This is a genomic window from Arthrobacter sp. NQ7, from assembly GCF_029581595.2.
GTDB lineage: Bacteria > Actinomycetota > Actinomycetes > Actinomycetales > Micrococcaceae > Arthrobacter > Arthrobacter phenanthrenivorans_B.
The window spans coordinates 421,744-445,334 of record NZ_JARFXU020000001.1; the positions used below are offsets into that span (position 1 = coordinate 421,744).

The window sequence follows — 23,591 nt, forward strand, 5'->3', positions numbered from 1 at the left end:
AAACGTGCACAACCACCACAACGGCCTGAAGACCGCGGCCCTTTTCGGGGTGCTGTGGGCAGTGCTGCTGGGCCTTGGCGGGCTCATCGGCGTCGGGACGCGCAGTTCGGCGCCCATCTGGATCATGGCCCTGATCGGCGTCGGCACCACGTTCTACGGCTACTGGAACAGCGACAAGATCGCCATCCGGTCCATGCAGGCCTTCCCGGTCACCGAGGCGCAGGCGCCACAGCTGTACCAGATCGTCCGGGAGCTCTCGGCGCGCGCCAACCAGCCCATGCCGCGGATCTACGTTTCGCCCACCATGAACCCCAACGCGTTCGCCACCGGCCGGAACCCGCAAAACGCGGCGGTCTGCTGCACCGAAGGCATCCTGCAGCTCCTGGATGCACGCGAGCTCCGCGGCGTGCTGGGCCACGAACTCATGCACGTCTACAACCGGGACATCCTCACCTCGTCGGTGGCGGCCGCCGTCGCCGGGGTCATCACCTCCGTGGGGCAGATGCTGCTGTTCTTCGGCGGCGGGGACCGGCGCAACGCCAACCCGCTGGCCATGATCGCCATGGCCCTGCTTGCACCGTTCGCGGCGTCGCTGATCCAGATGGCCATCTCCCGCACCAGGGAGTACGACGCCGACGAGGACGGTTCGCAGCTCACCGGCGATCCGCTGGCGCTCGCCTCGGCCCTGGCCAAGATCGAGCGCGGCGTCAGCATCGCGCCCCTGCCGCAGGACCAGCGGCTGGTCAACGCCTCGCACCTGATGATCGCCAACCCGTTCCGCGGCGGCGCCATCAACAAGCTGTTCGCCACGCACCCGCCGATGCGGGACCGGATTGCCCGGCTGGAACGGATGGCCGGCCGGCAGCTGTAGCCGGGAACCCGCCGTCGGGCCTGCACGCCGGCGCCCTTACTCCACCAGCGACCCGCGCCGCCGCCCGGCGACGCGCACCTTCATTTTCGCTGCGCAGATTCCCTGGCGCCCCTGGTATTTCGGGTGCGTTAAGGAACCTGCGCAGCGTTGAGCCTTTTACGCGTCGCGGACGACGGCGGGGCGGGGCCGGCTTGGGCGGTCAGGCTACAAGAAGAGCCCCTTACGCGAAGAGTCCCTCGCCGATGAAGCCGCCGGGCTTGACCCCGCCAGGTACCGCGAACAGTCCGGAGCCCGTGTGCTTCAGGTACTCCACCGCGAGCGTGTCGCCCTTGGCCATCGCCATCTGCATGGGGACGTAGTGTGTCCGGGGATCGGTGACGAAGGCAATGAAGAACAGTCCGGCGTCCAGGTGCCCCACGCCGTCGGAACCGTCGGTGTAGTTGTAGCCCCGGCGCAGCATCCGTACTCCGCTGTTCTGGTTGGGGTGGGCCATCCGCACGTGCGAATCGAGCGGAATCAGCGGTTTGCCGGCCTTGCCCTGCCGGGTGAAGTCGGGTTCGGTGAACTCCCCGCCGCCGGACAGCGGCGCTCCCGAGCCCTTGGTCCGGCCGATCAGCCCTTCCTGTTCGCCCAGCGAGGTGCGGTCCCAGATTTCGATGTGCATCCGGATCCGGCGGGCCACGAGGTAGCTGCCGCCGGCCATCCAGGCATCCTGGGGCCGGGCCGCTGCTGCCCACACGTGCTGGTCCAGCAGCTGTTCATCCTCGACCTTGAGGTTGTTGGTGCCGTCCTTGAACCCGAAGAGGTTCCGCGGCGTCTGCTGGGACCGGGACGTGGACGAGGTCCGGCCGAAGCCCAGCTGGGACCAGCGGACCCGCACCTTCCCGAAGCCGATCCTGGCCAGGTTCCGGATCGCGTGGACGGCCACCTGGGGGTCATCGGCGCAGGCCTGCACCACCAGGTCGCCGCCGCTGCGGGCCGGATCCAGGTCATCGCCGGGGAAGTGCGGCAGGTCGATCAGGGCTTCGGGCTTCCGCCCGTCCAGGCCGAAGCGGGCCACCCCGTCCTTCTCGAACAGGCCGGCACCGAAACCGAAGGTCAGGGTCAGCTTGCCGGCGTTGAGGTCCAGGGCTTCGCCGGTGTCCTCGGGAGGGGCTCCGTAGGGGCCGTCCACCGCGCCGGTCGCGCCGGCCGGGCGGCCCTGGGTCAGGGCTTCCGCGGCCTGCGTCCAGTCCTCGAGCAGCTGGATGAGTTCGTCGCGCTTGGTGGTGGTGACGTCGAACGCGGCCATGTGCAGCCGGTCCTGCGCCGGGGTGGTGATGCCCGCCTGGTGGTCGCCGTGGAAGGGAACCACCGGGCTGTCGGCAGCAGGAGGGGCGGCGGAGGCTGCGACGGCGTCGTGGCCCAGGAAACCTGCCGCAAGCCCCGCGGCAGCACCGCCCAGCCCGGCGATGCCAAACAGGCCGCGCCTGCTCAAGCGTGCGCCCGGCGTCGGCTGCTCCTTGTCCGCGGCGCCCCGCTGCAGTTCTCCGGCGGCGTCACCCCGGGGTGCGGACGTTTCCGGCGGCCGGCCGCCAAAGGGGCAGCCGGTCACAGGACCACCGCGGCGGTCAGCCGGGACAGCGGTTCCCCGAGCGCGTCCACCAGGGACGCCAGCTTCTGGACCTGCTCCGGAGCCAGCTTGTCGTAGGAAGTGAAGCCGGAACCCTGGGCGTGCGTAGCCAGCTCAGCCTGCAGCGCGGCGAACTTCTCATCGAGCGAGGCTGCCAGGGCGGAATCCTTCTGGAGCAGGGCAGGCTTCAGGCTCTCGAAGGCGATGCGGGCGCCGTCGACGTTGGCCTGGAAGTCCCAGAGATCCGTGTGCGACCAGATCTCCTCCTCGCCGGTCACCTTCCCGGTGGCCACCTCATCCAGCAGTTCCTTCGCTCCGTTGCCCAGCATGTCCGCGGAAATCTCCAGCGTGCGCGTGCGCTCCACCAGGTCCTTGGTGTCGGCGACCATCCGGTCTGCAATGGCGGAGCGTTCCGCCGGCGCCATGGCCGTGTAACCGGCCGGCGGGAACAGGTCCTTTTCGGCACGGTGCCAGCCGGTCCACTCCTGGCCCGGTTCAAGGTCCGCCTCACGGGCATCGAGCTGCGGGTCAAGGTCCCCGAAAGACTCTGCCACGGGCTCGATCCGTTCCCAGTGCTGGCGGGTGGCAGCGTAGAGCGAGCGCGCCTGCTCCGCATTGCCGGCCGCAAACGCCGCCGCGAACTGCTCGGTGCCGGTGAGCAGCTGTTCGCTCTGGTCCTTGACGTAGGACCCGTACTGCGTGGTGGCGGTATCCAGGAGGTGCTGGAAATCCGCATCGGCCGACGGCTGGTTTCCGGACTGGGTCACGTCCAGGGAAGCCCTGATCCCGTCGCCCTCCATCCCCGGCTTGCAGGCCGTTGTGTAGGTGCCTGCCGGGGCGGTGACCACCAGGTTGCGGGTCAGCCCGGGCCCGATGTTCTCCACTTCGCCCAGGATCCGCAGGCCGTCTGCTGCCAGCAGGTAGAACTCGGTGACTTCGGTGCCCTCGTTCTTCACGGAGAAGGTGAGGTTTCCGCTGGGCACGCTGCTGGCAGAGACCTTGCACTCGGTGTTGGAGCTGACAACCTCGATGGCACCGGTTGAGCTGTCCGCGGCCTTGGTGTTGTCCGTGCAGCCGGTGAGGACCAGCGGGACGGCGACGGCGGCGGCGGCAAGTGCGGTACGCGTGTTCCGGATGGCGGGGCGGGAAGTTCCGGGCTGGCGGGTCCGGAGCATGGGGTTCCGGGGCAGGGTGAAGCCGGGCATGGGGTATTCCTTTGGGTGCGGGGTGGCGGTGAGGGGTCAGGCAGCGGCCGGGGTCTGGGCGGGGGTCCCGTTTCCGGCCGGGGCAGTGCTGGGCGGCAGTGGCTTGAAGTGCGTGCGCAGGTACAGGAACAGCGCCGGTACTACATAGAGCAGCCAAGCCGCAGCTTCCAGCCACGTGGTGGCCGGGGAGAAGTTGACGGTGCCCTTGAGCAGGGTGCCGTACCAGGACGACGGCGGGACGGCGGCGCTGATGTCGAAGGCCAGCGAGTGCAGTCCCGGCAGGATGCGGGCTTCCTGGAGGTCATGGATGCCGTAGGACAGGACGCCGCCGGCGATGACGATCAGGGCCGCGCCCGTCCAGGTGAAGAAGCGCGAGAGGTTGACCTTGAGCACGCCCCGGTGCAGCAGGTAGCCGAACGCTGCCGCCGCGGCCAGGCCCAGCAGGGCGCCGATCAGAGGTTGCGTGGACTCGCCGGTGGCCTTGGCAGCCGCCCAGAGGAAGAGTGCCGTTTCCAGGCCTTCGCGGCCCACGGCAATCGCGGCCACCACGGCCAGGCCCCAGCCGGCTCCGCCGGCGGACCGGTCGACGCGGCTCTTCAGGTCGCGTCCCAGCGTCCGGGCAGTGCGGGCCATCCAAAAGACCATCCACGTCACCAAACCGACGGCGATGATGGACAAGCCGCCACCGATCGCCTCCTGCGCCTCGAACGTGAGGCCCTTGGGCCCGAAGGTGAGCAGCGCGCCGAATCCGGCCGACACCGCCACCGCGGCTGCAACCCCGGCCCAGAGCCGGGGGATGAGGTGGCGGCGGTCCGTCTTGACCAGGTAGGCCATGAGGAGGACCACCACCAGGGTGGCTTCGAGTCCTTCGCGCAGGCCGATCAGGAAGTTGGCAGTCATGAAGTGTTCTTTCGCTCAGGCTGCCCTTACTTAGGCAGTCCTAAGGAAGAGGTTACCTGCCATGGATGATTACGCAAACTAAATGTGCCGTAATCCGATCCACGTTACGAGGCCCGTCCCCGGGCCGCCCGGGGCGTTCCCGTGACACGCAAAAAGGCCGGCGCACCCCGAATATGGGGTGCGCCGGCCTTCAGCTGCAGCGGAAAACTGTAGGCGCGTCGAAAACCGCGGCGCGGAGATCAGCTGCGAAAGTTCACGAACTGCAGGTCGGCTTCGTCGAAGTCCTTCAACAGGGCCATCGTGGCCTGCAGATCGTCGCGGGACTTGGAGGAGACCCGCAGTTCGTCGCCCTGGATCTGGGACTTGACCGACTTGGGCCCTTCGTCGCGGATGAGCTTGTTGATCTTCTTCGCGAGGTCCTGGGCGATGCCTTCCTTGATGGAAGCTTCCAGGCGGTACTCCTTGCCGGAGGCGTAGGGCTCGCCGCTGTCCAGGGACTTCAGCGAGATGCCGCGCTTGATCAGCTTGGACTGGAAGACGTCCAGGACGGCCTTGACGCGTTCCTCCGAGTTGGCCTTCATGAGGATCTTCTCGCCGCTGAAGTCGATCTCCGCGCCGACACCCTTGAAGTCGTAGCGCTGGGCAATTTCCTTTTGCGACTGGTTGAGGGCGTTGGCGACTTCCTGCTTGTCCACCTTGCTTACGACGTCGAACGTTGACTCGCCTGCCATGACTCTCCTTTGTTGATGGGAGCCCTGCGCGGGAACAGGGCCTAAATCACTGCCATCCAGCCTAGTACGGATGCACGGGCGGGTGGGGGTGCGGGATTCACAGTTCCCTCTCAGCGGACACCCTGAAGGAACGAAGGAGCGCCGGCCAAAGTTGGAGCAGTTGTACCGCAGTTCGAAGGGAACACCATGCACCGCAAAGCCGCCCGTTACGTCACCCGCACCACGACAGCAGCAGCGGGGGCGGTGGCAACGGCGGCGACATCCGTGGCTGCAGCTGCGGTGGCGGCCTCCATCATCTTCAGCCCGGCGGCGGATGCCTCGTCCCGGATGGACGGGGTGCGGGCGGACCTGCAGCGGGCCGTGCAGCTGAACCAGATTACCGAGGAGCAGGCCCTAAGCTTCGAGGCCAAGCTTGCCGGGCGCATCCTCGGCGGCTCGTGACCCCGGGGTTTTCCGCGCCGGTGCTGGCTTTCGGGGGCATCCCGGAGCCCGATTCGATTCTTCGGCGGAAGTTCTGTAAAGTTGTCTTGCCCGCGGTTACTGAAGCGGAACGGCCCGGAAACGGACGCTCCGAACACTGCATCGGCGGGTACTTCTTTGAAGTTCGGCAGATTACCCGAGCGGCCAAAGGGGGCTGACTGTAAATCAGCTGGCAACGCCTACGGGGGTTCGAATCCCTCATCTGCCACCCAAGGAAAGACCTCCGGAACCATCAGGTTCCGGAGGTTTTTTGTTGTCCGACGCCCGTGGCGGCCGGCCTTCGCGGAGCCGCAAATCGCCGTCGACACCAAGGTGGTGCGGGCGTAGTCTGGCAGAATCGGCGCACGCGCCCGATGCCCTGCGTCGATAATCCATCGATGAAGGAGGAGCCAATGAGTGCTGTACGTGAATTCATGACCACGGATGCGCGATGCATCGGTGAAAGCGAGTCCCTTGTGGACGCGGCCCGGATGATGATGGACCTCGACTGCGGCGCCCTGCCGATCTGCGGGGACGACGGCAAGCTCAAGGGCATGATCACCGACCGCGACATCGTGCTCAAGTGCGTCGCCGCCGGCCGCGATCCCGGGCAGATGATGGCCCGCGACCTCGCCTCGGGCAAGCCGTACTGCATCGATGCCGACGCGAATGTTGACGCTGCCATCGACATGATGGAGAAGCACCAGGTCCGCCGCCTTCCCGTGATCTCGGACCACAGGCTGGTGGGTATCATCAGCCAGGGCGACATCGCGCGCAACTACTCCGAGCAGCGCGTGGGCGAACTGGTTGAACACATCTCGGAGCGGCACGGCGTGTAGCGCCGGCGGCGCATCGTGGCCTTGTCCGCGGATCCACCCCTTGGGGGCCGGACCCGCGGACAAGCTTGTGAAGTGTTGGCTGGGCGGATCAGTTCAGTGCGATCAGGAGCATCTGGCTGGTGCCCGGGATGCAGGTCTGCAGGATGGCCCGGGGGAAGCCGCCGAAGACCGCAATCACATCGTTGGTGGTGCCTGGATTGGGGACTGTTCCGCGGCCGGTCACCGTGTACGTGCCATAGCCGGGGATGCTCACCGTCTCGCCCACGCCGATGCCGGAGAACCGTGCCCACCCGCCGCAGAAGTCGTGCTCGGTGATGAACAGCGAGTAGCCGTCGTTCGGCGTGAAGTGGATCGGCCCGATGCAGGCGTCCACCATGGCCTGGCCGCCGGAGCCGGCAACGTAGATGGTCCGGATGGCGGGCGCTGCGGGTGCCGGCGCGGGCGCCGGGGCGGCGGCAGGAGCCGGCGCGGGTGCCGCAGCCGCCGGAGCCGGGGCAGGTGCCGCCACCGCCACCGGGGGACCGGTCAGCAGGAGTGCCTGGCCGGGGTAGATGATGCTGTAGGCGCTCAGTCCGTTGGCCGCCAGCATCGCGTTCATGTCCACGCCATGGCTGGCGGCGATCGCGCCGACAGTGTCGCCCGGCGCCACGGTGTACAGATTGGGGTCACCGGCCGGTTCGGGTGCCGGAGCGGGGGCAGGTTCCGGGGCGGGGGCGGGAACCGGGTCCGGCGCTGCCGGTGCTGCTTCGGCCGCCGGAGCTGCGGCAGCCGGTGCGGCAGCCTCGTCACCCTGGCTGCCGGCGCGGGACGGTGCGGGCTCGGTGGGCGTAGTTGTTGCCGGCGGTGCAGCGGCCTCTGCCACCTGGGCCGCCGTCGTGGCCCCGCCGCTGAAGGTGGCGGGAGGCGCTGCCATGGCGCCCACTCCCACTGCGGCCACCACGGCCGCTGTTGCCATGCCGGCCCACAACTTGTTGCTGATGGCCGGGCGGACGGTGTTAAGGTCCGTCCTTGGTTCGTCGGTGGCGAAGCTTCTGCTCGTGCCGTCGGGTGAGGTGAATTCTTTCTGTTTCATGGGTAGGCCCATCCGGGTACGGTCCGGCCAGGCAGTGCCTTTGGGGCATGCCAGGTCGCCGGACGGATCGAGATGTGGTGCGCCGCCGGCCCCGGCATCTGCCGAAGCCGCAGGCGGCACAGGTTGGAGGCATCCGCATACCCAGAAAATGCGGAGCTCCGCGTGAAGGCGGGCATTCCCGGAAGCCACCCGGGGGACCTGCCAGTGCATGTTTGGTCCTAGGAATCCCGAGTCTAGGAATGACGCCGCAGCGCAGGCACCAGTAGGAATTACCCGAGTTTCAGGCTGCGCTACCCGCCGGGGGCGGCGCCGCTACTCAGGCCGCGAAGCCCGGATACTTGCCCCCGCGCGCCCTTGCAACCGCAGCACGCGTTGGGGCGCCGGACGCAGGGGCTGCGGCGGGCTACAGTGTCCGGCGTTCCCGCAGTTCCGCGATCTCGCGCCGGAGCGAAGCAATCTCAGCCACCAGTTCGGTCACCTCGATGCGCAACGGCTCCTCTACGGCCTCGGCCACCGTCTCAGCCGTATCCTCCACCCGCTGGACCAGCCAGGAGGCGATGGACGCGGTCACCACACCCAGGACCGCGATGCCGCTCATCATGAGCGCCGTGGCCACGAGCCGCCCGATGGCCGTGACGGGGTACATGTCCCCGTAGCCCACCGTGGTGATGGTGGCCGTGGCCCACCAAAGGGCATCGCCGAAGGTGGTGATCCTGGCGTCCGGCGCCCACTGCTCCACATCCAGCACCGCCAGGGCGCCGACGAAGACCAGCAGCGCTGCGGAGGATGCCACGTACGTCACCACCCGGCCGCGGAGCGTTTCGCCGACCGTCCGGTGCAGAACCGACAGCAGCGTCACCAGGCGCAGCAGGCGCAGGGGCCGGAAGAACGGCAACGCCACGATCAGCAGCTCATGCAGGTTCCGGACGAACCACTGCCTGCGGTTCTCCGCCAGCCACAGGTTCGCGGCGTAGTCCAGGACGAAGACGCACCAGGTTGCCCACATCAGCCCTTCAAGCCAGTCTGCCCCGCTGCCCTCCACCCGGCCGATCACCTGCCAGGCATACGCACCAAGGAAAACCAGCGCCGTAGCCATGAGGGGCCACTCCGCCAAGGCCCGGTAGCGTTGCTGCGTCATGCAGGAAATCCTACGGGGGAGGGGCCGCGCAGCACCTGCCGCAAAATGTTACTGGCGGGTAACATTGACGCATGCACCTGCTCCTGAGAACCCTCCTGATGCTCTTCCGCTCCCGCCGCCGCCAGCCGCTGTCCGTGTGGGACCCGGCTTCCCTGCCGCTGCGCGTCCTGCCCACGGACATCGACATCGCCATGCATGTGAACAACGGCATGTACCTGTCCCTGATGGACCTGGGCCGGTTCGACCTGATGGTCCGCAGCGGCGTCTGGAAGCGGATGCGCCGCCGCGGCTGGAGCCCGGTGGTGTCCGCGGAAACCATCTCCTTCCGCAAGTCCCTGCAGCTCTGGCAGGAGTACGCCATCGAAACCCGGATCATCGGGCTGGACACCAAGGCGATCTACTTCGAACAGCGCATGGTGGCCGACGGCGAGATCTATGCGCGTGCCTACATCGCCACCCGGCTGGTCACCAAGGCCGGTCCGGTCAGCCAGGAGGACATCATGGCCGAATTCGGCGCCCCTCCGGCCGACCTCGTGCTCCCGGATTGGATCCACGACTGGCGCGCCTCCAGCGCCCTCCCCGGCAGCCGCACACCCGCCCCGCACCTTTGGGGCGCCGGCTCCTAACCGTTCCGCCGCCGTCGTCCTTACCCGTATTCCCAATGACGCGGGGAGCGAACAACCGCGACACGCACCGGCGGGACGCGTACCGTGGACACATGGCAACCCTTGACATCACAGGTGAACAGTTCGCAGCGACGATCGAAGGCAACGACATTGTCCTGGTCGATTTCTGGGCAGAATGGTGCGGCCCCTGCAAGCAGTTCGGCCCCACCTATGCGGCAGTTTCCGAGAAGCACCCGGATGTCCTCTTCACCAAGGTGGACACCGAAGCGGAGCAGCAGCTCGCCGCGGAGGCAGGCATCACCTCCATCCCCACGCTGATGGCCTTCCGCGAGAAGGTCCTGGTGTTCTCGCAGCCCGGCGCGCTGAACGCCCAGCAGCTGGAACAGGTGGTGGACGCCGTGAAGGCGCTGGACATGGAAGAGGTCCACGCCCATGTGGCCCGCCAGCGGGAGGAAGCGGCGGCCTCCGCCGGAAAGCCGGCCGGTTCCCAGGGTGGTCCCCAGGACGGCACGCAGATCCCGGATTTCTAAGACCCCTTAAAGCAAAAGTGCAGGACCTCCCACCGGAGGTCCTGCACTTTTTGCGTCTGCCTCAGACGCGTTCCACCGTGACCGGTTCGGCCAGCAGCGCGCTGAGCGACTCGTTCAGGTCCTGCACGGCGGTGCCCTTTGAGTGCTTGTCCAGATCCTCCTCGGACGCCCACTGTTCGGTCAGCACCAGCTTCTCCTCGGTTGCTTCGGTGAGCTCGTAACGGATGCAGCCGGGCTCCTTCACCACCTCATCGATCGCGATTTCCAAGGCCAGCTTCACGCGGAAGAACTCGCCCTCGTTGGGGATGAACGTTGCTACAAGGTCAATGGGTGCACTCATGGATTTCACAATACCGGGCGCCATGGGGCGTTCCGGCCGTGTTGCGCCGGCTTCCGGCCCTGTCCTCCTTCTCCTGCCGCCATCGGGTTGGTAGCGTGCCAGCATGCGTGCTTACACAGCCGGGGACACTGACGTCCCGCTCCTGGAGGAAACCATTGGCGCGAACTTTGAACGCGTGGCCGCGCAGTTCCCGCTGCATGACGCCCTGATCGAGGCCGCCCCGGTGCCGGGCGCGGATGCGCGCCGCTGGAGCTACACCAAGATGAACGACGACGTCGACCGGCTGGCACGGGCACTCCTGGCAGTGGGGGTGGCCAAGGGGGAGCGGGTGGGCATCTGGAGCCCCAACTGCGCCGAGTGGACGTTGCTGCAGTACGCCACCGCCAAGGCCGGCGCCATCCTGGTCAACGTCAACCCGGCCTACCGGAGCCACGAACTCGAGTTCGTGGTCAAGCAGAACGGCATGCGCATGCTGTTCACCGCACCGTCGGACCAGAACAGCGACTATGTGGCCATGGCCCGCCAGGCACTCCTGACCTGCCCGGACCTGCACGAACTGGTCTTCCTCCCGGACCACGGGCTGGATGCGCTGGACGCCGGCAGCCCCCAAGGCGACGCCGAACTCACGTACACCGAACTGCTCAGGCGCGCGGACGACGTCGGCCATGCTGCCCTGAAAGCCCGCATGGCCGAGCTCAGCCCGCACGACCCCATCAACCTGCAGTACACCTCCGGCACCACCGGGTTCCCCAAGGGCGCCACCCTGACCCACCACAACATCCTGAACAACGGCTATGCCATTGGTGAGCTGCTGGGGTACACCGAGCGGGACCGCGTGGTCATTCCGGTGCCGTTCTACCACTGCTTTGGCATGGTGATCGGCAACCTCAACGCGCTCAGCCATGGCGCCGCCACCATCATTCCCGGCCGCGGCTTTTCGCCGGCGGCAGCCCTGGAGGCAGTCCAGGACTTTGCCGGCACCTCGCTGTACGGAGTCCCGACCATGTTCATCGCCGAACTCGCACTGCCCGACTTCGCCTCCTACGACCTCTCCACCCTCCGTACCGGCGTCATGGCCGGTTCACTGTGCCCCATCGAGGTGATGAACCGGGTGATCTCGGAAATGCACATGGTGGACGTGGCCATCTGCTACGGCATGACCGAGACTTCCCCGGTGTCGACCATGACCCGCAAGGGCGACACCCTGCAGCAGCGCACCGAGACGGTGGGCCGCACCATGCCGCAGCTGGAAAGCCGGATCGTGGACCCCGCCACCGGCGGGGAACTGGAACGCGGCCAGATCGGCGAACTCTGCACCCGAGGCTACGCGGTCATGGCCGGGTACTGGAACCAGCCTGACAAGACCGCAGAGGCAATCGACGCCGACGGGTGGATGCACACCGGCGACCTCGCCCGGATGGATGAGGACGGCTACGTGGTGGTGGAGGGCCGGATCAAGGACATGGTGATCCGCGGCGGTGAAAACATCTACCCCCGGGAAATCGAGGAGTTCCTCTACACGCACCCTGCCATCCAGGACGTGCAGGTGATCGGCGTCCCTGACCCCAAGTACGGCGAGGAGCTCATGGCCTGCATCATCCTCAAGCCGGGGGCCCACCCGCTGGACGCTGCGGCGCTCGCGGAGTTCTGCCGCGGGAAGCTGGCGCATTACAAGATCCCGCGCTATGTGGAGGTGCGCGAAAGTTTCCCCATGACTGTTTCGGGGAAGATCCGCAAGGTGCAGATGCGGGAGGAGGCCGTGGCCCGGCTGGGGCTCTGACTCTCCGGGGCTAGGCTGCCGCCCTGCGCCGGGAGGTGCCTGCCCGGACTGCAATGACGGCCACCACCGCTGCCGCCAGCGCGGCCACGGCCAGGACCACGCCGCTGTCCCACTTGGTCAGCGAGACCGTGCGGGTGCTGCCGTCCGCGGCTTCGGTGACCGGGACGTTCCACTCCGATGGCGCCGGGAAGATATCCGCCGGCAGCTTCTCCTGCTGGAGTTCGCGCCGGGCGGCCAGCCGTTCGCGCACGTCTCCGTCGGGGGCGGGCGCCAAGGCGTCCGCCGCCACTGCCGCGGAAAGATCCACGATATACGGCTCGCCGTAGAAGGCTGACGACGCCACCGACTCCACCCAGGTTGCCGGCGGCGGCTCCACTTCGTAACGCGCAAAGGCGGCGAGCAGCATCTCCCGGATCTCGGCCAGGCTCCTGCCGTCAGCCTCCCGGGTGACGTCGAAGATGGCCAGCTGGAGCCGCACCTTTTCATCTGCTGCCGGGTCCGAGCTGCCTGAAGGGGAAGCCATTGGAGTCCTTTCCGTCGTGGTGCCGCGTTCCGCCCCCGCGGGAGGCTGTCACCTGTGGCCGTACCCATCGCAGGGCGGATCAAGCAGTGATGTGCGGAAGAGACGCAACAAGGATGCGCCGGTCAGTGCCCCCGGTGGTCCTGGATGGTCATCCGGGGGCCGAAGGTGGGCTTGCGGAAACCGGTGGCCTGGATCATCCTGACCACGCGTTGCCGGTGCCCCCGCCACGGTTCCAGCAGCCGGAGCATGCCGGCGTCGTCGGTCCTGCGCCCGGTCAGCGCTGCCCCCACATAGGCAGCGAGGTGGTAGTCGCCCACGGAGATGGAGTCCGGGCAGCCGTGCGTGCGCTGCACCACCTCGGCGGCAGTCCACACCCCGATGCCCGGGATGACCTGCATCTTTTCCGCGGCGAGCGCGGCCGGCAGCGTGGCGAGGCGTTCGAGTGCCGCGGCGGAGCGCAGCGCCCGCATCACGGTGGCCGACCGCTGCGGCCCCACCCCGGCCTTGTGCCACTCCCAGCTGGGAACCTGCAGCCACTGTTCGGCCGTTGGCGCCACGACCAGGCCGCCAGGCGTGGACGTCCCGGCGGGGGGAGCCTGAGTCCCGTATCGATGCACCAGGTACCGGTAGGCACGCCGCGCCTCGATCACCGTCACCTTTTGTTCCAGGATGATCGGCACCAGCTGATCCACCATGCGTCCGCTTGCAGGCAGCCGGATGGCCATGCTGCGCCGCCGCGCCTCGCGGACCATCCGGGGGAGCGTGGCGTGGAAGGACGGTTCATCGAAGCCCTGCCAGTCGTCGTCGGCCCCGAGGAGGCGCGGCGCTGCTGCCACGGCTGCCGCGGCGCCGGGGCCCCAGGCCTGGATGTCCACGAGCGGGCCGCCCGCTTCACCGCCCGCGGGGGCGAGCCGCAGTGTTGCCGGGCCTGCCGCCGTCGTCAACGCGTTCCAGATGACGTCGCCCTGCACGAAGAACGATGGATCGCTGTTGCCGCGCAGGAGCGGTCCGAGGGTACGGGAAAGGCTGTATGGCGCCCCCGGATACCACCGCGCGGACATGTCCGCCGCGGCCGCCAGCCGGGGAGGTGCCTCTGCGATCGTCATGTTTCCCATCGTCCCACGGACCGCCGACAGCGGCGGGACCATAGTCCCTTCTCCTCCTTGGAACCCGGGTTTACGATCGCCGCGGTGCAAAGAAAGCGGTGCGAAAAAAGCGGTGCGAAAAAAGGAGGGCCACCATGGGTGGAGTAGTGCATTTCGAGATCCCCGCCGACGACCAGGACCGGGCCAGGAAGTTCTACCGGCAGGCACTGGGCTGGCGGATCGAACCGGTGCCCGGCATGGACTACACCATGGTCATCACCACGGGAATGGACGACGCCGGGCAATCAACAACTCCAGGAGCCATCAACGGCGGAATGATGGCCAGGGATGGGCAGATCACCAGCCCGGTCATCACCATTGACGTGCCGGACATCAACGCCACCCTCAAGGCCGTGGAGGAGCTGGGCGGTTCGGTGGTGGTGCCCAGGAATGAGATTCCCGGGATGGGCTACACCGCCTATTTCAGGGATCCGGAAGGAAACGTGCTGGGCCTTTGGGAGAACCTTCCCGCCGGCGAAGGCGGCGCGGCCGCGGGCAGCTGACCGGTACGCTCAGGGCGCCCCGGACGCCAGCCAGAGCGCCAGGACGGCCAACGGAACCGTCAGCAAAACGGCCACAAGTCCCGCCAGGGCAAACCCGCCCCAGCGGATCGGAACATTCAGCACCCGCAGCCGTTCGTGCCAGAGCAGCGTGGCCAGGGATGCCCAGGGGCTTACCAGCGGGCCCAGGTTGACTCCGATCAGCAGGGCGGCAAGACGGGCAGGGGAGCCGGCCACCGGTTCCAGCGCCAAGTAGGCCGGCAGGTTGTTTGCGGCGTTTGCCGCCCCCGCTCCCACCCCGGCCAGCTGCAGCAGGGCAGGCAGGCTGTCCCCGGCCCCGGCCACCCCCGCCAGCAGGTCGGTCAACCCGTGCGCGTGCAGGGCCTCCATCAGCATGAACAGGCCCACGGTCAGCATCAGCGGGCGCCACGGCACCATCGACCAGCGCAGGACCGCCGGCCGCCGCCAGGCAAAGACGGCGAGCAGGACGGCCGCGGCCGCAAGGGCCGGATACTGCACCGGAACCCCGGACACCAGGGCGGGCAGCAGTATCAGCAAGGTGGCCGCCGCGGCCCGCAGCAGGAGCCGGTCTCCCACCCGGTGCGCAGGCTGCGGCCCGTACGTTCCCCGCAGGTCCCGCCGGAAAGCCAGCCAGAGCAGCACGACCGGAACCAGCAGGCCCACCAGCGCCGGAGCCCACACCAGGCCCGCGAACTGCAACGGGTTCAGGCCCAGCCGGTCCTGGGCCAGAAGGTTGGTCAGGTTGGACACCGGAAGCAGCAGGGATGCGGTGTTCGCCAGCCAAATACTGGTCAGGGCGAACGGCAGCGGCGGGATCCGGGCATGGACAGCCAGGAGCACCACCACGGGAGTAACCAGCACGGCCGTGGTATCCAGGGAAAGGAACACGGTGGAGACCGCCGCCACGGCCACTACCAGCAGCCACAGGGAGAACACCCGTCCTCGGCCGAAGGCGGCCAGCCGGTCCGTCAGCACCTTGAACAACCCCGCCTCGTCCACCAGTTCGGTCACCAGGGACATCGCCAGCACGAAGGCCAGGATGGGGATGGTCCGGGACGCAAGCTCCCCGAAGGCGGGGAGGGGGAGGGCCCCGGCGGCCAAAGTGGCCGCCCCTGCGGCCAGGGCAGCGCCGGGCAGCAGGTAGCTGCGGGCGGCTTTCAGCCATGCGAACTGCTTCACCGGCCTATCCTCGCACCCCCGGCAGGGAACGGCCCGCAGGAAGCGGTAGCTTTGTATCTATGAAGTACGCCCAGTCCGTCCTGGACCTCATCGGCAACACCCCGCTCATCAAGCTCAACCACGTCACCGAGGGCATCAGGGCCACCGTCCTGGTCAAACTGGAGTACCTGAACCCCGGCGGTTCCATCAAGGACCGCATCGCGGCGCAGATGATCGAGGACGCCGAACGCGAGGGCAAGCTGAAGCCCGGCGGCACCATCGTGGAACCGACCTCGGGCAACACGGGCGTAGGCCTGGCCCTCGTGGCCCAGCAGAAGGGTTACAAGTGCGTCTTCGTGGTCCCGGACAAGGTGGGCGAGGACAAGCGCGCCGTCCTGCAGGCCTACGGCGCCGAAGTGGTGGTGACGCCCACCTCGGTTCCGCCGGAAAGCCCGCAAAGCTACTACGGGGTCTCCGACCGGATCACGCGCGAGACCCCGGGCGCGTACAAGCCGGACCAGTTTTCCAACCCGGCCGCGCCGGGCAGCCACTACAAGACCACCGGTCCCGAAATCTGGCGGGACACCGACGGCAGGGTGACCCACTGCGTCATCGGCGCCGGCACGGGCGGCACCATCACCGGCACCGGCCGCTACCTGAAGGAGGTTTCGGCGCACCGGCCGGAATCCGACGGCGGCGTGGTCCGGATCATCGGCGCGGACCCCGCGGGTTCGGTCTACTCAGGCGGCACCGGACGGCCCTACTTCGTTGAAGGCGTGGGCGAGGACATGTGGCCGGCCAACTACGACAAGTCCATCCCGGACGAGGTCATCGCCGTTAGCGACGCCGATTCCTTCACCATGACCCGGCGGCTGGCCCGCGAAGAGGGCCTGCTGGTGGGCGGTTCCTCGGGCATGGCCGTGGTCGCCGCGCTGCAGGCGGCCCGCGACCTGCCGGAAAGCGCCGTCGTCGTCGTCATCCTGCCCGACTCCGGCCGCGGCTACCTGGCCAAGATCTTCAACGACCAATGGATGCGGTCCTACGGTTTCCTCTCCGGTGGGGAGGAAACCTCCGTGGGCGAGGTCATCAAGTCCAAGAATGGCGAGCTCCCGGACCTGGTGCACATCCACCCCAACGAGTCCGTGCGCGACGTCATCAACATCATGACCGAGTTCGGCGTCAGCCATATCCCGGTCCTCTCCCAGGAACCGCCGGTGGTCATGGGCGAAGTCCTGGGTGCCGTGGACGAGCGCACCCTGACCGCCAAACTGTTCCGCGGCGAAGCAAAGCTGACGGACAAGATCTCCGAGCACATGGGCCCCAAGCTGCCCGTGATCGGATCGCTGGAAACCATCTCCGCCGCCAGGGAACTGCTCTCGGACTCGGATACCCTCATGGTCACCTTCGTGGGCGCGCCCGTGGGCATCCTGACCCGGCACGACCTGCTGGCCTACCTCAGCCACTGAACCCCTGCACGTTTCCCCGCAAAGGAGCACCATGTCCGCCTCCGAAAACCAAGGCTTCAACACCCGCGCCGTCCACGCCGGACAGGCTTTCGAACCCCGCACGGGAGCGGTGGTGCCGCCGTTGCACTTCAGCTCCACCTACGCGCAGGACGGGATTGGCGGGCTGCGCAGCGGCTACGAGTACGGGCGCGGCGGCAACCCGACGCGCGATGCCCTGCAGGAACAGCTCGCCGCCCTGGAACTCGGCACCCATGCCTACAGCTTTAGCTCCGGGCTCGCCGCGGAAGATGCCCTCATCCGGGCACTGACCCGCCCCGGGGACCACATCGTGCTCGGCAACGACGCCTACGGCGGCACGTACCGGCTGATCAGCCGCGTACTGGGGGACTGGGGCATCGGCAACACCCCGGTGGACATGGCCAACCTGGACACCATCCGCAGCGCCGTCGCTGCCAACAAGACCCGCTTCGTGTGGGTGGAGACGCCATCCAACCCGCTGATGAAGATCACCGATATCGCCGCGCTCGCCGGGATAGCGCACGACGCCGGGGCCCTCCTGGTGGTCGACAACACCTTCGCGTCCCCCTACCTGCAGAACCCGCTCGCCCTGGGTGCCGACGTCGTAGTCCACTCCACCACCAAATACATCGGCGGCCACTCCGACGTTGTTGGCGGCGCCGTGGTGGTGAAGGACGCCGAACTGGCCGAGAAGATCGGGTTCGTCCAGTTCGCCGTCGGCGCCGTGTCCGGGCCGATGGATGCCTTCCTCACCACCCGCGGCCTGAAGACCCTGGGCGTGCGGATGGACCGGCACAGCGCCAACGGCCAGGCCGTGGCCGAATGGCTGCTGGAGCGGCCCGAAGTCGAGGCCGTCCTGTACCCGGGCCTGCCCACGCACCCCGGCCATGAGCTGGCCAAGCGGCAGATGCGCAGCTTCGGCGGCATGGTCTCCGTCCAGTTCAAGGGCGGTGAGGCAGCGGCCCGGAAGGTGGCGGAGTCCACGTCCGTGTTCACCCTCGCCGAGTCGCTGGGCGGCATCGAATCGCTGATGAATTACCCGTCGGAGATGACCCACGCCTCGGTCAAGGGCACTGAGCTGGCCGTCCCGGTGAACCTGCTCCGGCTGTCCTGCGGCATCGAGGACGTGGAGGACCTGATCGCTGACCTGGAGCAGGCGTTCTCCGCGATCCCGTAACCCCTCCCCGCGAGATGGTCCCCACCCGCCCCCTCGCCTCGCAAGCTCGGCCAGGGAACCCTGCGGGCGTGGGCCCAATCGCAGTGTCCGCGCCCCGGACTGCCGTTATCTTGCGGGGGCTGGCTTTCTTTAGGGAAGTCAGTTAGGGTTCAGGCATGCCTCTTCGTTCCGATTGGTCCCAACGCAGCTGCAGCATGGCCCGAGGCCTGGACATCCTGGGTGACCCCTGGTCCATCCTGGTCCTCCGCGAGGTCTTCTTCGGCAACGGGCGTTTCGACGCCATGAAGGCCCGGCTGGAAGTGGCGGACTCCGTGCTCACCAAACGCCTGGCCGGCCTGGTGGAGTCAGGGCTGCTCGCGAAGAGGGCCTACGACGACGGCGGCCGCACCCGCCAGGAGTACGTCCTCACCCCAAAAGGTGAAGATGCGCTCCCGGTCCTGAATGCTGTCACCATCTGGGCGGAAAAGCACCTGCCTGCGCCCTCGGACCAGGCCCACCTTTACGTGATCCACGCCGGCTGCGGAAAACCCACCACTTCGGCCGACACCTGCACCGAATGCGGCGAGCGGCTCACGGCGGCCAACACCAGCTGGCACAGCCGGTCCCGGTCCGAACAGCCCATCCGGCTGTCCACCGCAGCCGGGAAGGAAGCAGCACAGTGAGCACCCTGCCGGACGAAGCAGCCGACATTCCGGCGGCCCAAGCCTTCCAGCCGCGCGGACCGCGCCGCCGCCTGCACCCCGCCTGGATCGTGGCCGCCGTGGCGTTCCTCGCCCTGGTCGGGGCAGCCGGCTTCCGGGCCGCCCCCGGCGTCCTCATGGTGCCCCTGCAGCAGGAGTTCGGCTGGTCAACTACAGTCCTCTCGGCAGCGGTCAGCATCAACCTGGTCCTGTTCGGCCTGACGGCCCCGTTTGCCGCCGCGCTGATGGAACGCTTCGGGATCCGCGCCGTTACCGCCACAGCACTGGTCCTGATCGGCATGGGCAGCGCGCTGACCGTGCTGGTCAACCAGTCCTGGCAGATCCTGCTCACGTGGGGGCTGCTGATCGGGCTGGGCACCGGTTCCATGGCGCTGGTCTTCGCCGCCACCATCGCCAACACCTGGTTCAGCAGGAGTCGCGGGCTGGTGATCGGCATCCTTACGGCCGGCAGCGCCGCGGGCCAACTGGTCTTCCTTCCCTTCATTGCCATCCTGGCGCAGGACCCCGGCTGGCGGCAGGCATCGCTGCTGATTGCCGCCGGCGCCCTGGCCGTGGTGCCGCTGGTCTTGAAGTTCCTCAAAAACTCGCCCGCCGACGCAGGGGTGCTGCCTTATGGAGCCGCTCCCGCGGAGGGTGGGGCGGTGGAACAGCCCGCCACAACAGCGGGGGACCGCCCCAACGCCGCCGTCCGTGCCCTGCAGGTGCTCCGCCGGGCCAGCAGGGTCCGCACGTTCTGGGCGCTCGCCGCCGGCTTCGCCATTTGCGGCGCCACCACCAACGGCCTGATCGGCACCCACTTCATCCCCTCCGCCCACGACCACGGCATGCCGGAAACCACCGCCGCAGGCTTGCTCGCCGTCGTCGGAATCTTCGACATCGTGGGGACCATCGCCTCCGGCTGGCTCACCGACCGCTTCAACCCTCGCGTCCTGCTCGCGGTCTATTACCAGTTCCGCGGCATCGGCCTCCTGGTGCTTCCGCTGCTGCTGAACGCCGAGGTCCAGCCCAGCATGATCGTGTTCGTGGTGATCTACGGCCTCGACTGGGTGGCCACCGTCCCGCCGACGGCGGCGATCTGCCGGGAGACGTTCGGAGCGGACGGCAGCGTGGTCTTCGGCTGGGTCTTCGCCGCCCACCAGCTGGGCGCCGCCGCGGCCGCCATCGCCGCCGGCGCCCTGCGCGATGCCACCGGCCACTACACCTACGCCTGGTTTGGCGCCGCGGCCATGTGCACCATCGCCGCGGTCATCAGCGCCACCATCCGCAGGAACCGCACTCCGCAGGAAGCGGAGCCCGCGCCGGCCTGACGCCGGCGGCCGCTAGGCTGGTCGGATGGAACCCGTTGCAGCCGTCCCTGCCCGCCCCGTTGCCCTGGTCACCGGCGCCGGACGGCTGGAGAACATCGGAGCCGGCATCGCCCGGCAGCTGGCGGCGGACGGCTGGGACCTGGTCATTTCCTACTGGGCCGGCTACGACGCCCGCATGCCGTGGGGGAGCGAACCCGACGACGTCCTCCGCCTGACCGCCGAGCTCGAAGCCATCGGCGCCACGGTCCATACGCTGCCCGCTGACCTGCAGGACCCCGCGGTGCCGGACAGGCTCGTCGCCGACGCCGTGCAGCTGGCCGGGCCGCTGCAGGGCCTGGTGCTCAGCCACGCGGAGTCCGTCGACTCGGGCATCCTGGACACCAGCCTGGAATCCTTTGAGCGGCACTTCGCCGTGAACACCCGCGCCAGCTGGCAGCTGATTGCCGCGTTCGCGCGGCAGGCAACGGACGACGGCGGCGCGGTCGTTGCGCTGACCAGCGACCACACGGCGTTCAACCTTCCGTACGGCGCTTCGAAAGGCGCGCTGGACCGGATCGTGATTGCCGCCGCGCGTGAGCTGGGCCCGCAGGGAATTTCCGCGAACGTCCTGAACCCTGGTCCGGTGGATACCGGCTGGATGGACGACGAGGTCCGCTCAGCCCTGGCGGCGCAGCAGCCCACCGGCAGGCTGGGTACCCCGGCTGACGTGGCCGCGACCGTGGCGTTCCTGCTCTCCCCGGCCGGCCGCTGGGTTTCGGGGCAGCTGATCAAGGCGGACGGCGGGTTCTCGGCCTAGGTCCTGGGGTCAGTGGAAAGCGTCGAGGCCCGTGATGTACCGGCCCAGGACCAGGGTATGCACCTCGTCGGTGCCCTCGTACGTCCGCACGGATTCAAGGTTCGCGGCGTGCCGCAGGGGGGAATAGTCCCCGGTGATCCCGTTGCCGCCCAGGATGGTCCGGGCCTCCCGCGCCACCGCTATCGCCTCGCGGACGTTGTTGAGCTTCGCCAGCGAAATCTGCTCCGGCCGGAGTGTTCCCGCATCCTTGAGCCGGCCCAGGTGCAGGGCCAGCAGGGTGCCCTTCTGGATCTCGAGCAGCATGTCCACCAGCTTCTCCTGCGTGAGCTGGTATCCCGCCAGCGGCTTGCCGAACTGCAGCCGCTCCAGTGAGTAATCCAGTGCTGCCTCGTAGGAATCCCGGGCGGCGCCCATGGCACCCCAAGCGATCCCGTACCGGGCCTCGTTAAGGCAGGTGAACGGGCCGCGGAGCCCGCGCGCAGCCGGGAGCAGGGCCCCGGGACCCAGCCGGACGTCGTCGAACACCACGTCGCACTGGATGGAGGCGCGCATGGACAGCTTCTGCCGGATGGGCGTGGCCGTCACGCCCGGCGTTCCGGCGGGCACCAGGAAGCCGTGCACGCCGTCGTCCGTCATGGCCCACACCACCATGACGCCGGCCACCGAGGCCAGCCCGATCCAGCGCTTGGTGCCGTTGAGCACCCAGCCGGCGCCGTCCCCGCTGCCGTCCCGGACCGCGACGGTGGCCATGGAGGCAGGGTCCGAACCGGCGGTCGGCTCGGTCAGGGCGAAGCAGCCGATCACCTCCCCGGCGGCCATCCGCGGCAGCCACTCCTCCTTCTGCTCCTCCGAGCCCCAGGTGTGGATGGCCGTCATGGCCAGCGAACCCTGGACGGAAACAAAGGTGCGGATGCCGGAGTCGCCGGCCTCCAGTTCCATTGCGGCCAGGCCGTAGTCGACGGCGGAGCGGCCCGGGCAGCCGTAGCCGTCCAGGTGCATGCCCAGGACGCCGAGTTCGCCCAGTTCCTGCGCCAGCTCCAGGGGGAAGACGGCGTCGTCGTACCAGCGGGCGATGTCCGGTTTAATCCGCTGCCGGGTGAAGTCGCGGACCTTTTGCCGGAGGTCCAGTTCCTCTGCGGACAGCAGGGAATCGAGGTCCAGGACGTCGGACGGGCCGGCGGTCATGGCTTTACCTCAAAGTATCCGCGGGTGGAGGGCAGGAACCGGCACACGACGGCGAGCACCGCACCGAGCGCCAGCAGCACCACGCCGCTCACGAAGGCGCCGCCGATGCCGAAGATCTGTGTGTCGCCGTAGGCCGGGTCCCACATCTGCACGGCCGAGATGAAGAAGGCAGCCGTCAGGAGAACCGCACCAAACAGGGGGAGGATGCCGCGGAACCACAGGTTCCGCGCGGACGCACGCAGTGTTCCCCGGAAGTACCAGAAGCAGGCATAGCCGGTCAGGGCGTAGTAGAAGGCGATGAAGAGGCTGATGGCGCTGATGGAGTCCGCCAGCAGGTTCTCGCTCAGGAAACTCATGGCCACGTAGTAGGCCGCGGCGGCACCGCCCATCACCTGGGTGGAAAACCCGGGCGTCTGGTTGCGCGGGTGCACCTCGGCGAACCTGGCCGGCAGCGCGCCGTGGACGCCCATGGAGAGCGTCCCGCGGGCCGTGGGCAGGATGGTGGTCTGCGTCGAGGACAGGACAGACGCCAGCACCGCGACGACGATCAGCCAGCCCCAGGGGCCGAGCACCACGTCCTTCATGGCCAGGAAGACATCGTCCTGGTTGGCCTCGTTGCCCAGGCCGATCCCCTCTGAGCCCACGGTGGCGTACATCATCACCAGGAGCGCCACGGAAACGTAGATCGCCACCAGCACGAACGCCGATATGACGGCGCCGCGGCCCGGGGTGGTTGCCGGGTTTTCCGTCTCCTCGTTGACCGCCAGGCACGTGTCCCAGCCCCAGTAGATGAACAGGGCCAGCAAAGCCCCGTGCACCACGGCTCCGGGGTCGGCGAAGGCGCCCACCGGGTTGAACCACTCGACGTCGAAGGCCTGGCCCTCCGGCGGACCGCCAACGATGCGGAAGACGATGGCCAGGGCAAAGATGCCCAGCGCGATGTACTGCACATACGTCAGGACCCGCTGGACATGCTCACCCAGCCGGATGCCCCGGTAGTTCACCAGCGTCATCAGCACGATGAACAGGACCCCGGTGCCGGTGACCAGCAGCGTGTTGCCGGCCAGCGATCCGTCACCCACCAGGAGCCAGAGATATTTCCCCGCCACCTGGGCCAGGTTGGCGAGGACCACGATCCCGGCCAGTGCCACGCCCCAGCCGCCGAGCCAGCCGGCCCAGGGACCGAACGCGCGGCGCGACCAGGTGAAGGTGGTGCCGCAGTCCGGCATGGCGCTGTTGAGCTCGCGGAACGCGTAGGCAATGAACAGGACCGGAATGAACCCAAGCACCAGGACCAGGGGGGTGTAGTCGCCGTTGACGGCAACAATGAGGCCCAGCGTGGCGGCCAGCGAATACACCGGTGCGGTGGACGCCAGCCCCAGCATCACGGAGTCGCCCAGGTCCAGGATCCCGGCCCGCAGTCCCTTTGCGGGCACCGGAGTGCCGGGCGCGCCTCCGGGGCCGCCCGCCGTCGTCATGTCCGTGCTCATG

General features: G+C 68.2%; 24 protein-coding genes and 1 tRNA gene. 13 read left to right on the plus strand and 12 right to left on the minus strand.

Annotation, left to right across the window (positions count from 1 at the left end):
- Positions 1 to 4 precede the first annotated feature (4 nt).
- Entirely contained in the window at positions 5 to 871 is an 867-nt protein-coding gene (gene htpX / locus PUN71_RS01975) for a zinc metalloprotease HtpX (protein WP_043453815.1), read from the plus strand.
- A 220-nt stretch (positions 872 to 1,091) separates the two neighbouring features.
- Here the strand turns inward: htpX and efeB are convergent, their stop codons facing one another.
- The 4 genes from efeB to PUN71_RS01995 all read right to left on the minus strand — a co-directional run bounded on the left by efeB (position 1,092) and on the right by PUN71_RS01995 (position 5,319).
- Positions 1,092 to 2,465: an iron uptake transporter deferrochelatase/peroxidase subunit gene (gene efeB, locus PUN71_RS01980; RefSeq protein ID WP_502859809.1), complete on the minus strand. Its 1,374-nt coding sequence runs from the start codon at positions 2,463 to 2,465 to the stop codon at positions 1,092 to 1,094.
- Complete coding sequence (gene efeO / locus PUN71_RS01985; protein ID WP_436976207.1) at positions 2,462 to 3,688, minus strand: iron uptake system protein EfeO; 1,227 nt, start codon at positions 3,686 to 3,688, stop codon at positions 2,462 to 2,464. The genes efeB and efeO overlap by 4 nt, the downstream gene beginning before the upstream one ends.
- A gap of 36 nt (positions 3,689 to 3,724) precedes the next feature.
- Positions 3,725 to 4,588: an iron uptake transporter permease EfeU gene (gene efeU / locus PUN71_RS01990; RefSeq protein WP_277797173.1), complete on the minus strand. Its 864-nt coding sequence runs from the start codon at positions 4,586 to 4,588 to the stop codon at positions 3,725 to 3,727.
- A gap of 239 nt (positions 4,589 to 4,827) precedes the next feature.
- Entirely contained in the window at positions 4,828 to 5,319 is a 492-nt protein-coding gene (locus PUN71_RS01995; protein WP_009357171.1) for a YajQ family cyclic di-GMP-binding protein, read from the minus strand.
- A 186-nt stretch (positions 5,320 to 5,505) separates the two neighbouring features.
- On the opposite strand from PUN71_RS01995, the gene PUN71_RS02000 reads away from it, so the two are divergent.
- The 3 genes from PUN71_RS02000 (at position 5,506) to PUN71_RS02010 (ending at position 6,617) form a co-directional block, all read left to right on the plus strand.
- Positions 5,506 to 5,760 (plus strand): hypothetical protein, encoded by a 255-nt coding sequence (locus PUN71_RS02000; RefSeq protein ID WP_043454040.1) that lies wholly within the window; start codon positions 5,506 to 5,508, stop codon positions 5,758 to 5,760.
- Between the two features lie 165 nt (positions 5,761 to 5,925).
- A tRNA-Tyr gene (locus tag PUN71_RS02005) sits at positions 5,926 to 6,007 on the plus strand.
- A 184-nt stretch (positions 6,008 to 6,191) separates the two neighbouring features.
- A complete protein-coding gene (locus PUN71_RS02010; RefSeq protein WP_277797174.1) occupies positions 6,192 to 6,617 on the plus strand; it encodes a CBS domain-containing protein in 426 nt (141 codons plus the stop codon).
- A gap of 88 nt (positions 6,618 to 6,705) precedes the next feature.
- Here the strand turns inward: PUN71_RS02010 and PUN71_RS02015 are convergent, their stop codons facing one another.
- Complete coding sequence (locus tag PUN71_RS02015; protein ID WP_277797175.1) at positions 6,706 to 7,689, minus strand: LysM peptidoglycan-binding domain-containing protein; 984 nt, start codon at positions 7,687 to 7,689, stop codon at positions 6,706 to 6,708.
- Between the two features lie 403 nt (positions 7,690 to 8,092).
- Positions 8,093 to 8,827, minus strand: coding sequence for a potassium channel family protein (locus PUN71_RS02020; RefSeq protein ID WP_277797176.1), 735 nt, complete (start codon positions 8,825 to 8,827; stop codon positions 8,093 to 8,095).
- A 71-nt stretch (positions 8,828 to 8,898) separates the two neighbouring features.
- On the opposite strand from PUN71_RS02020, the gene PUN71_RS02025 reads away from it, so the two are divergent.
- On the plus strand, positions 8,899 to 9,453 hold the full coding sequence (locus tag PUN71_RS02025) for an acyl-CoA thioesterase (RefSeq protein ID WP_277797177.1): 555 nt from the start codon (positions 8,899 to 8,901) through the stop codon (positions 9,451 to 9,453).
- 92 nt (positions 9,454 to 9,545) lie between these two features.
- Entirely contained in the window at positions 9,546 to 9,983 is a 438-nt protein-coding gene (locus PUN71_RS02030; RefSeq protein WP_277797178.1) for a thioredoxin family protein, read from the plus strand.
- Between the two features lie 61 nt (positions 9,984 to 10,044).
- Here PUN71_RS02030 and PUN71_RS02035 read toward each other — a convergent pair whose 3' ends face one another.
- Positions 10,045 to 10,323, minus strand: a complete 279-nt coding sequence (locus PUN71_RS02035) for a putative quinol monooxygenase (RefSeq protein ID WP_277797179.1) — start codon at positions 10,321 to 10,323, stop codon at positions 10,045 to 10,047.
- Positions 10,324 to 10,426: 103 nt separating this feature from the next.
- Between PUN71_RS02035 and PUN71_RS02040 the strand changes: the two genes are divergently transcribed.
- Entirely contained in the window at positions 10,427 to 12,103 is a 1,677-nt protein-coding gene (locus PUN71_RS02040) for an AMP-binding protein (RefSeq protein ID WP_043454051.1), read from the plus strand.
- Between the two features lie 10 nt (positions 12,104 to 12,113).
- Here PUN71_RS02040 and PUN71_RS02045 read toward each other — a convergent pair whose 3' ends face one another.
- Complete coding sequence (locus PUN71_RS02045) at positions 12,114 to 12,626, minus strand: hypothetical protein (RefSeq protein WP_277797180.1); 513 nt, start codon at positions 12,624 to 12,626, stop codon at positions 12,114 to 12,116.
- 122 nt (positions 12,627 to 12,748) lie between these two features.
- A complete protein-coding gene (locus PUN71_RS02050) occupies positions 12,749 to 13,732 on the minus strand; it encodes a DNA-3-methyladenine glycosylase family protein (protein WP_277797181.1) in 984 nt (327 codons plus the stop codon).
- Between the two features lie 134 nt (positions 13,733 to 13,866).
- On the opposite strand from PUN71_RS02050, the gene PUN71_RS02055 reads away from it, so the two are divergent.
- Positions 13,867 to 14,274, plus strand: coding sequence for a VOC family protein (locus PUN71_RS02055; protein ID WP_277797182.1), 408 nt, complete (start codon positions 13,867 to 13,869; stop codon positions 14,272 to 14,274).
- A gap of 9 nt (positions 14,275 to 14,283) precedes the next feature.
- On the opposite strand, the gene PUN71_RS02060 is transcribed toward PUN71_RS02055, so the two are convergent.
- On the minus strand, positions 14,284 to 15,471 hold the full coding sequence (locus PUN71_RS02060; protein ID WP_277797183.1) for an SLC13 family permease: 1,188 nt from the start codon (positions 15,469 to 15,471) through the stop codon (positions 14,284 to 14,286).
- A 59-nt stretch (positions 15,472 to 15,530) separates the two neighbouring features.
- On the opposite strand from PUN71_RS02060, the gene PUN71_RS02065 reads away from it, so the two are divergent.
- The 5 genes from PUN71_RS02065 (at position 15,531) to PUN71_RS02085 (ending at position 20,915) form a co-directional block, all read left to right on the plus strand.
- Positions 15,531 to 16,916: a cystathionine beta-synthase gene (locus PUN71_RS02065; RefSeq protein ID WP_277797184.1), complete on the plus strand. Its 1,386-nt coding sequence runs from the start codon at positions 15,531 to 15,533 to the stop codon at positions 16,914 to 16,916.
- A gap of 31 nt (positions 16,917 to 16,947) precedes the next feature.
- Complete coding sequence (locus PUN71_RS02070; RefSeq protein ID WP_277797185.1) at positions 16,948 to 18,111, plus strand: cystathionine gamma-synthase; 1,164 nt, start codon at positions 16,948 to 16,950, stop codon at positions 18,109 to 18,111.
- A gap of 155 nt (positions 18,112 to 18,266) precedes the next feature.
- Positions 18,267 to 18,773: a winged helix-turn-helix transcriptional regulator gene (locus tag PUN71_RS02075; RefSeq protein WP_277797186.1), complete on the plus strand. Its 507-nt coding sequence runs from the start codon at positions 18,267 to 18,269 to the stop codon at positions 18,771 to 18,773.
- Complete coding sequence (locus PUN71_RS02080) at positions 18,770 to 20,119, plus strand: MFS transporter (protein ID WP_277797187.1); 1,350 nt, start codon at positions 18,770 to 18,772, stop codon at positions 20,117 to 20,119. Before PUN71_RS02075 ends, PUN71_RS02080 begins: the two co-directional genes overlap by 4 nt.
- A gap of 25 nt (positions 20,120 to 20,144) precedes the next feature.
- Positions 20,145 to 20,915, plus strand: a complete 771-nt coding sequence (locus PUN71_RS02085) for an SDR family oxidoreductase (RefSeq protein WP_277797188.1) — start codon at positions 20,145 to 20,147, stop codon at positions 20,913 to 20,915.
- 9 nt (positions 20,916 to 20,924) lie between these two features.
- On the opposite strand, the gene PUN71_RS02090 is transcribed toward PUN71_RS02085, so the two are convergent.
- Positions 20,925 to 22,100, minus strand: a complete 1,176-nt coding sequence (locus PUN71_RS02090; RefSeq protein WP_277797189.1) for an acyl-CoA dehydrogenase family protein — start codon at positions 22,098 to 22,100, stop codon at positions 20,925 to 20,927.
- Positions 22,097 to 23,590 carry an APC family permease gene (locus tag PUN71_RS02095; protein WP_277797190.1) on the minus strand — a complete coding sequence of 498 codons (1,494 nt, stop codon included), beginning with the start codon at positions 23,588 to 23,590 and terminating at the stop codon, positions 22,097 to 22,099. The genes PUN71_RS02090 and PUN71_RS02095 overlap by 4 nt, the downstream gene beginning before the upstream one ends.
- Between the last annotated feature and the right edge of the window lies 1 nt (position 23,591).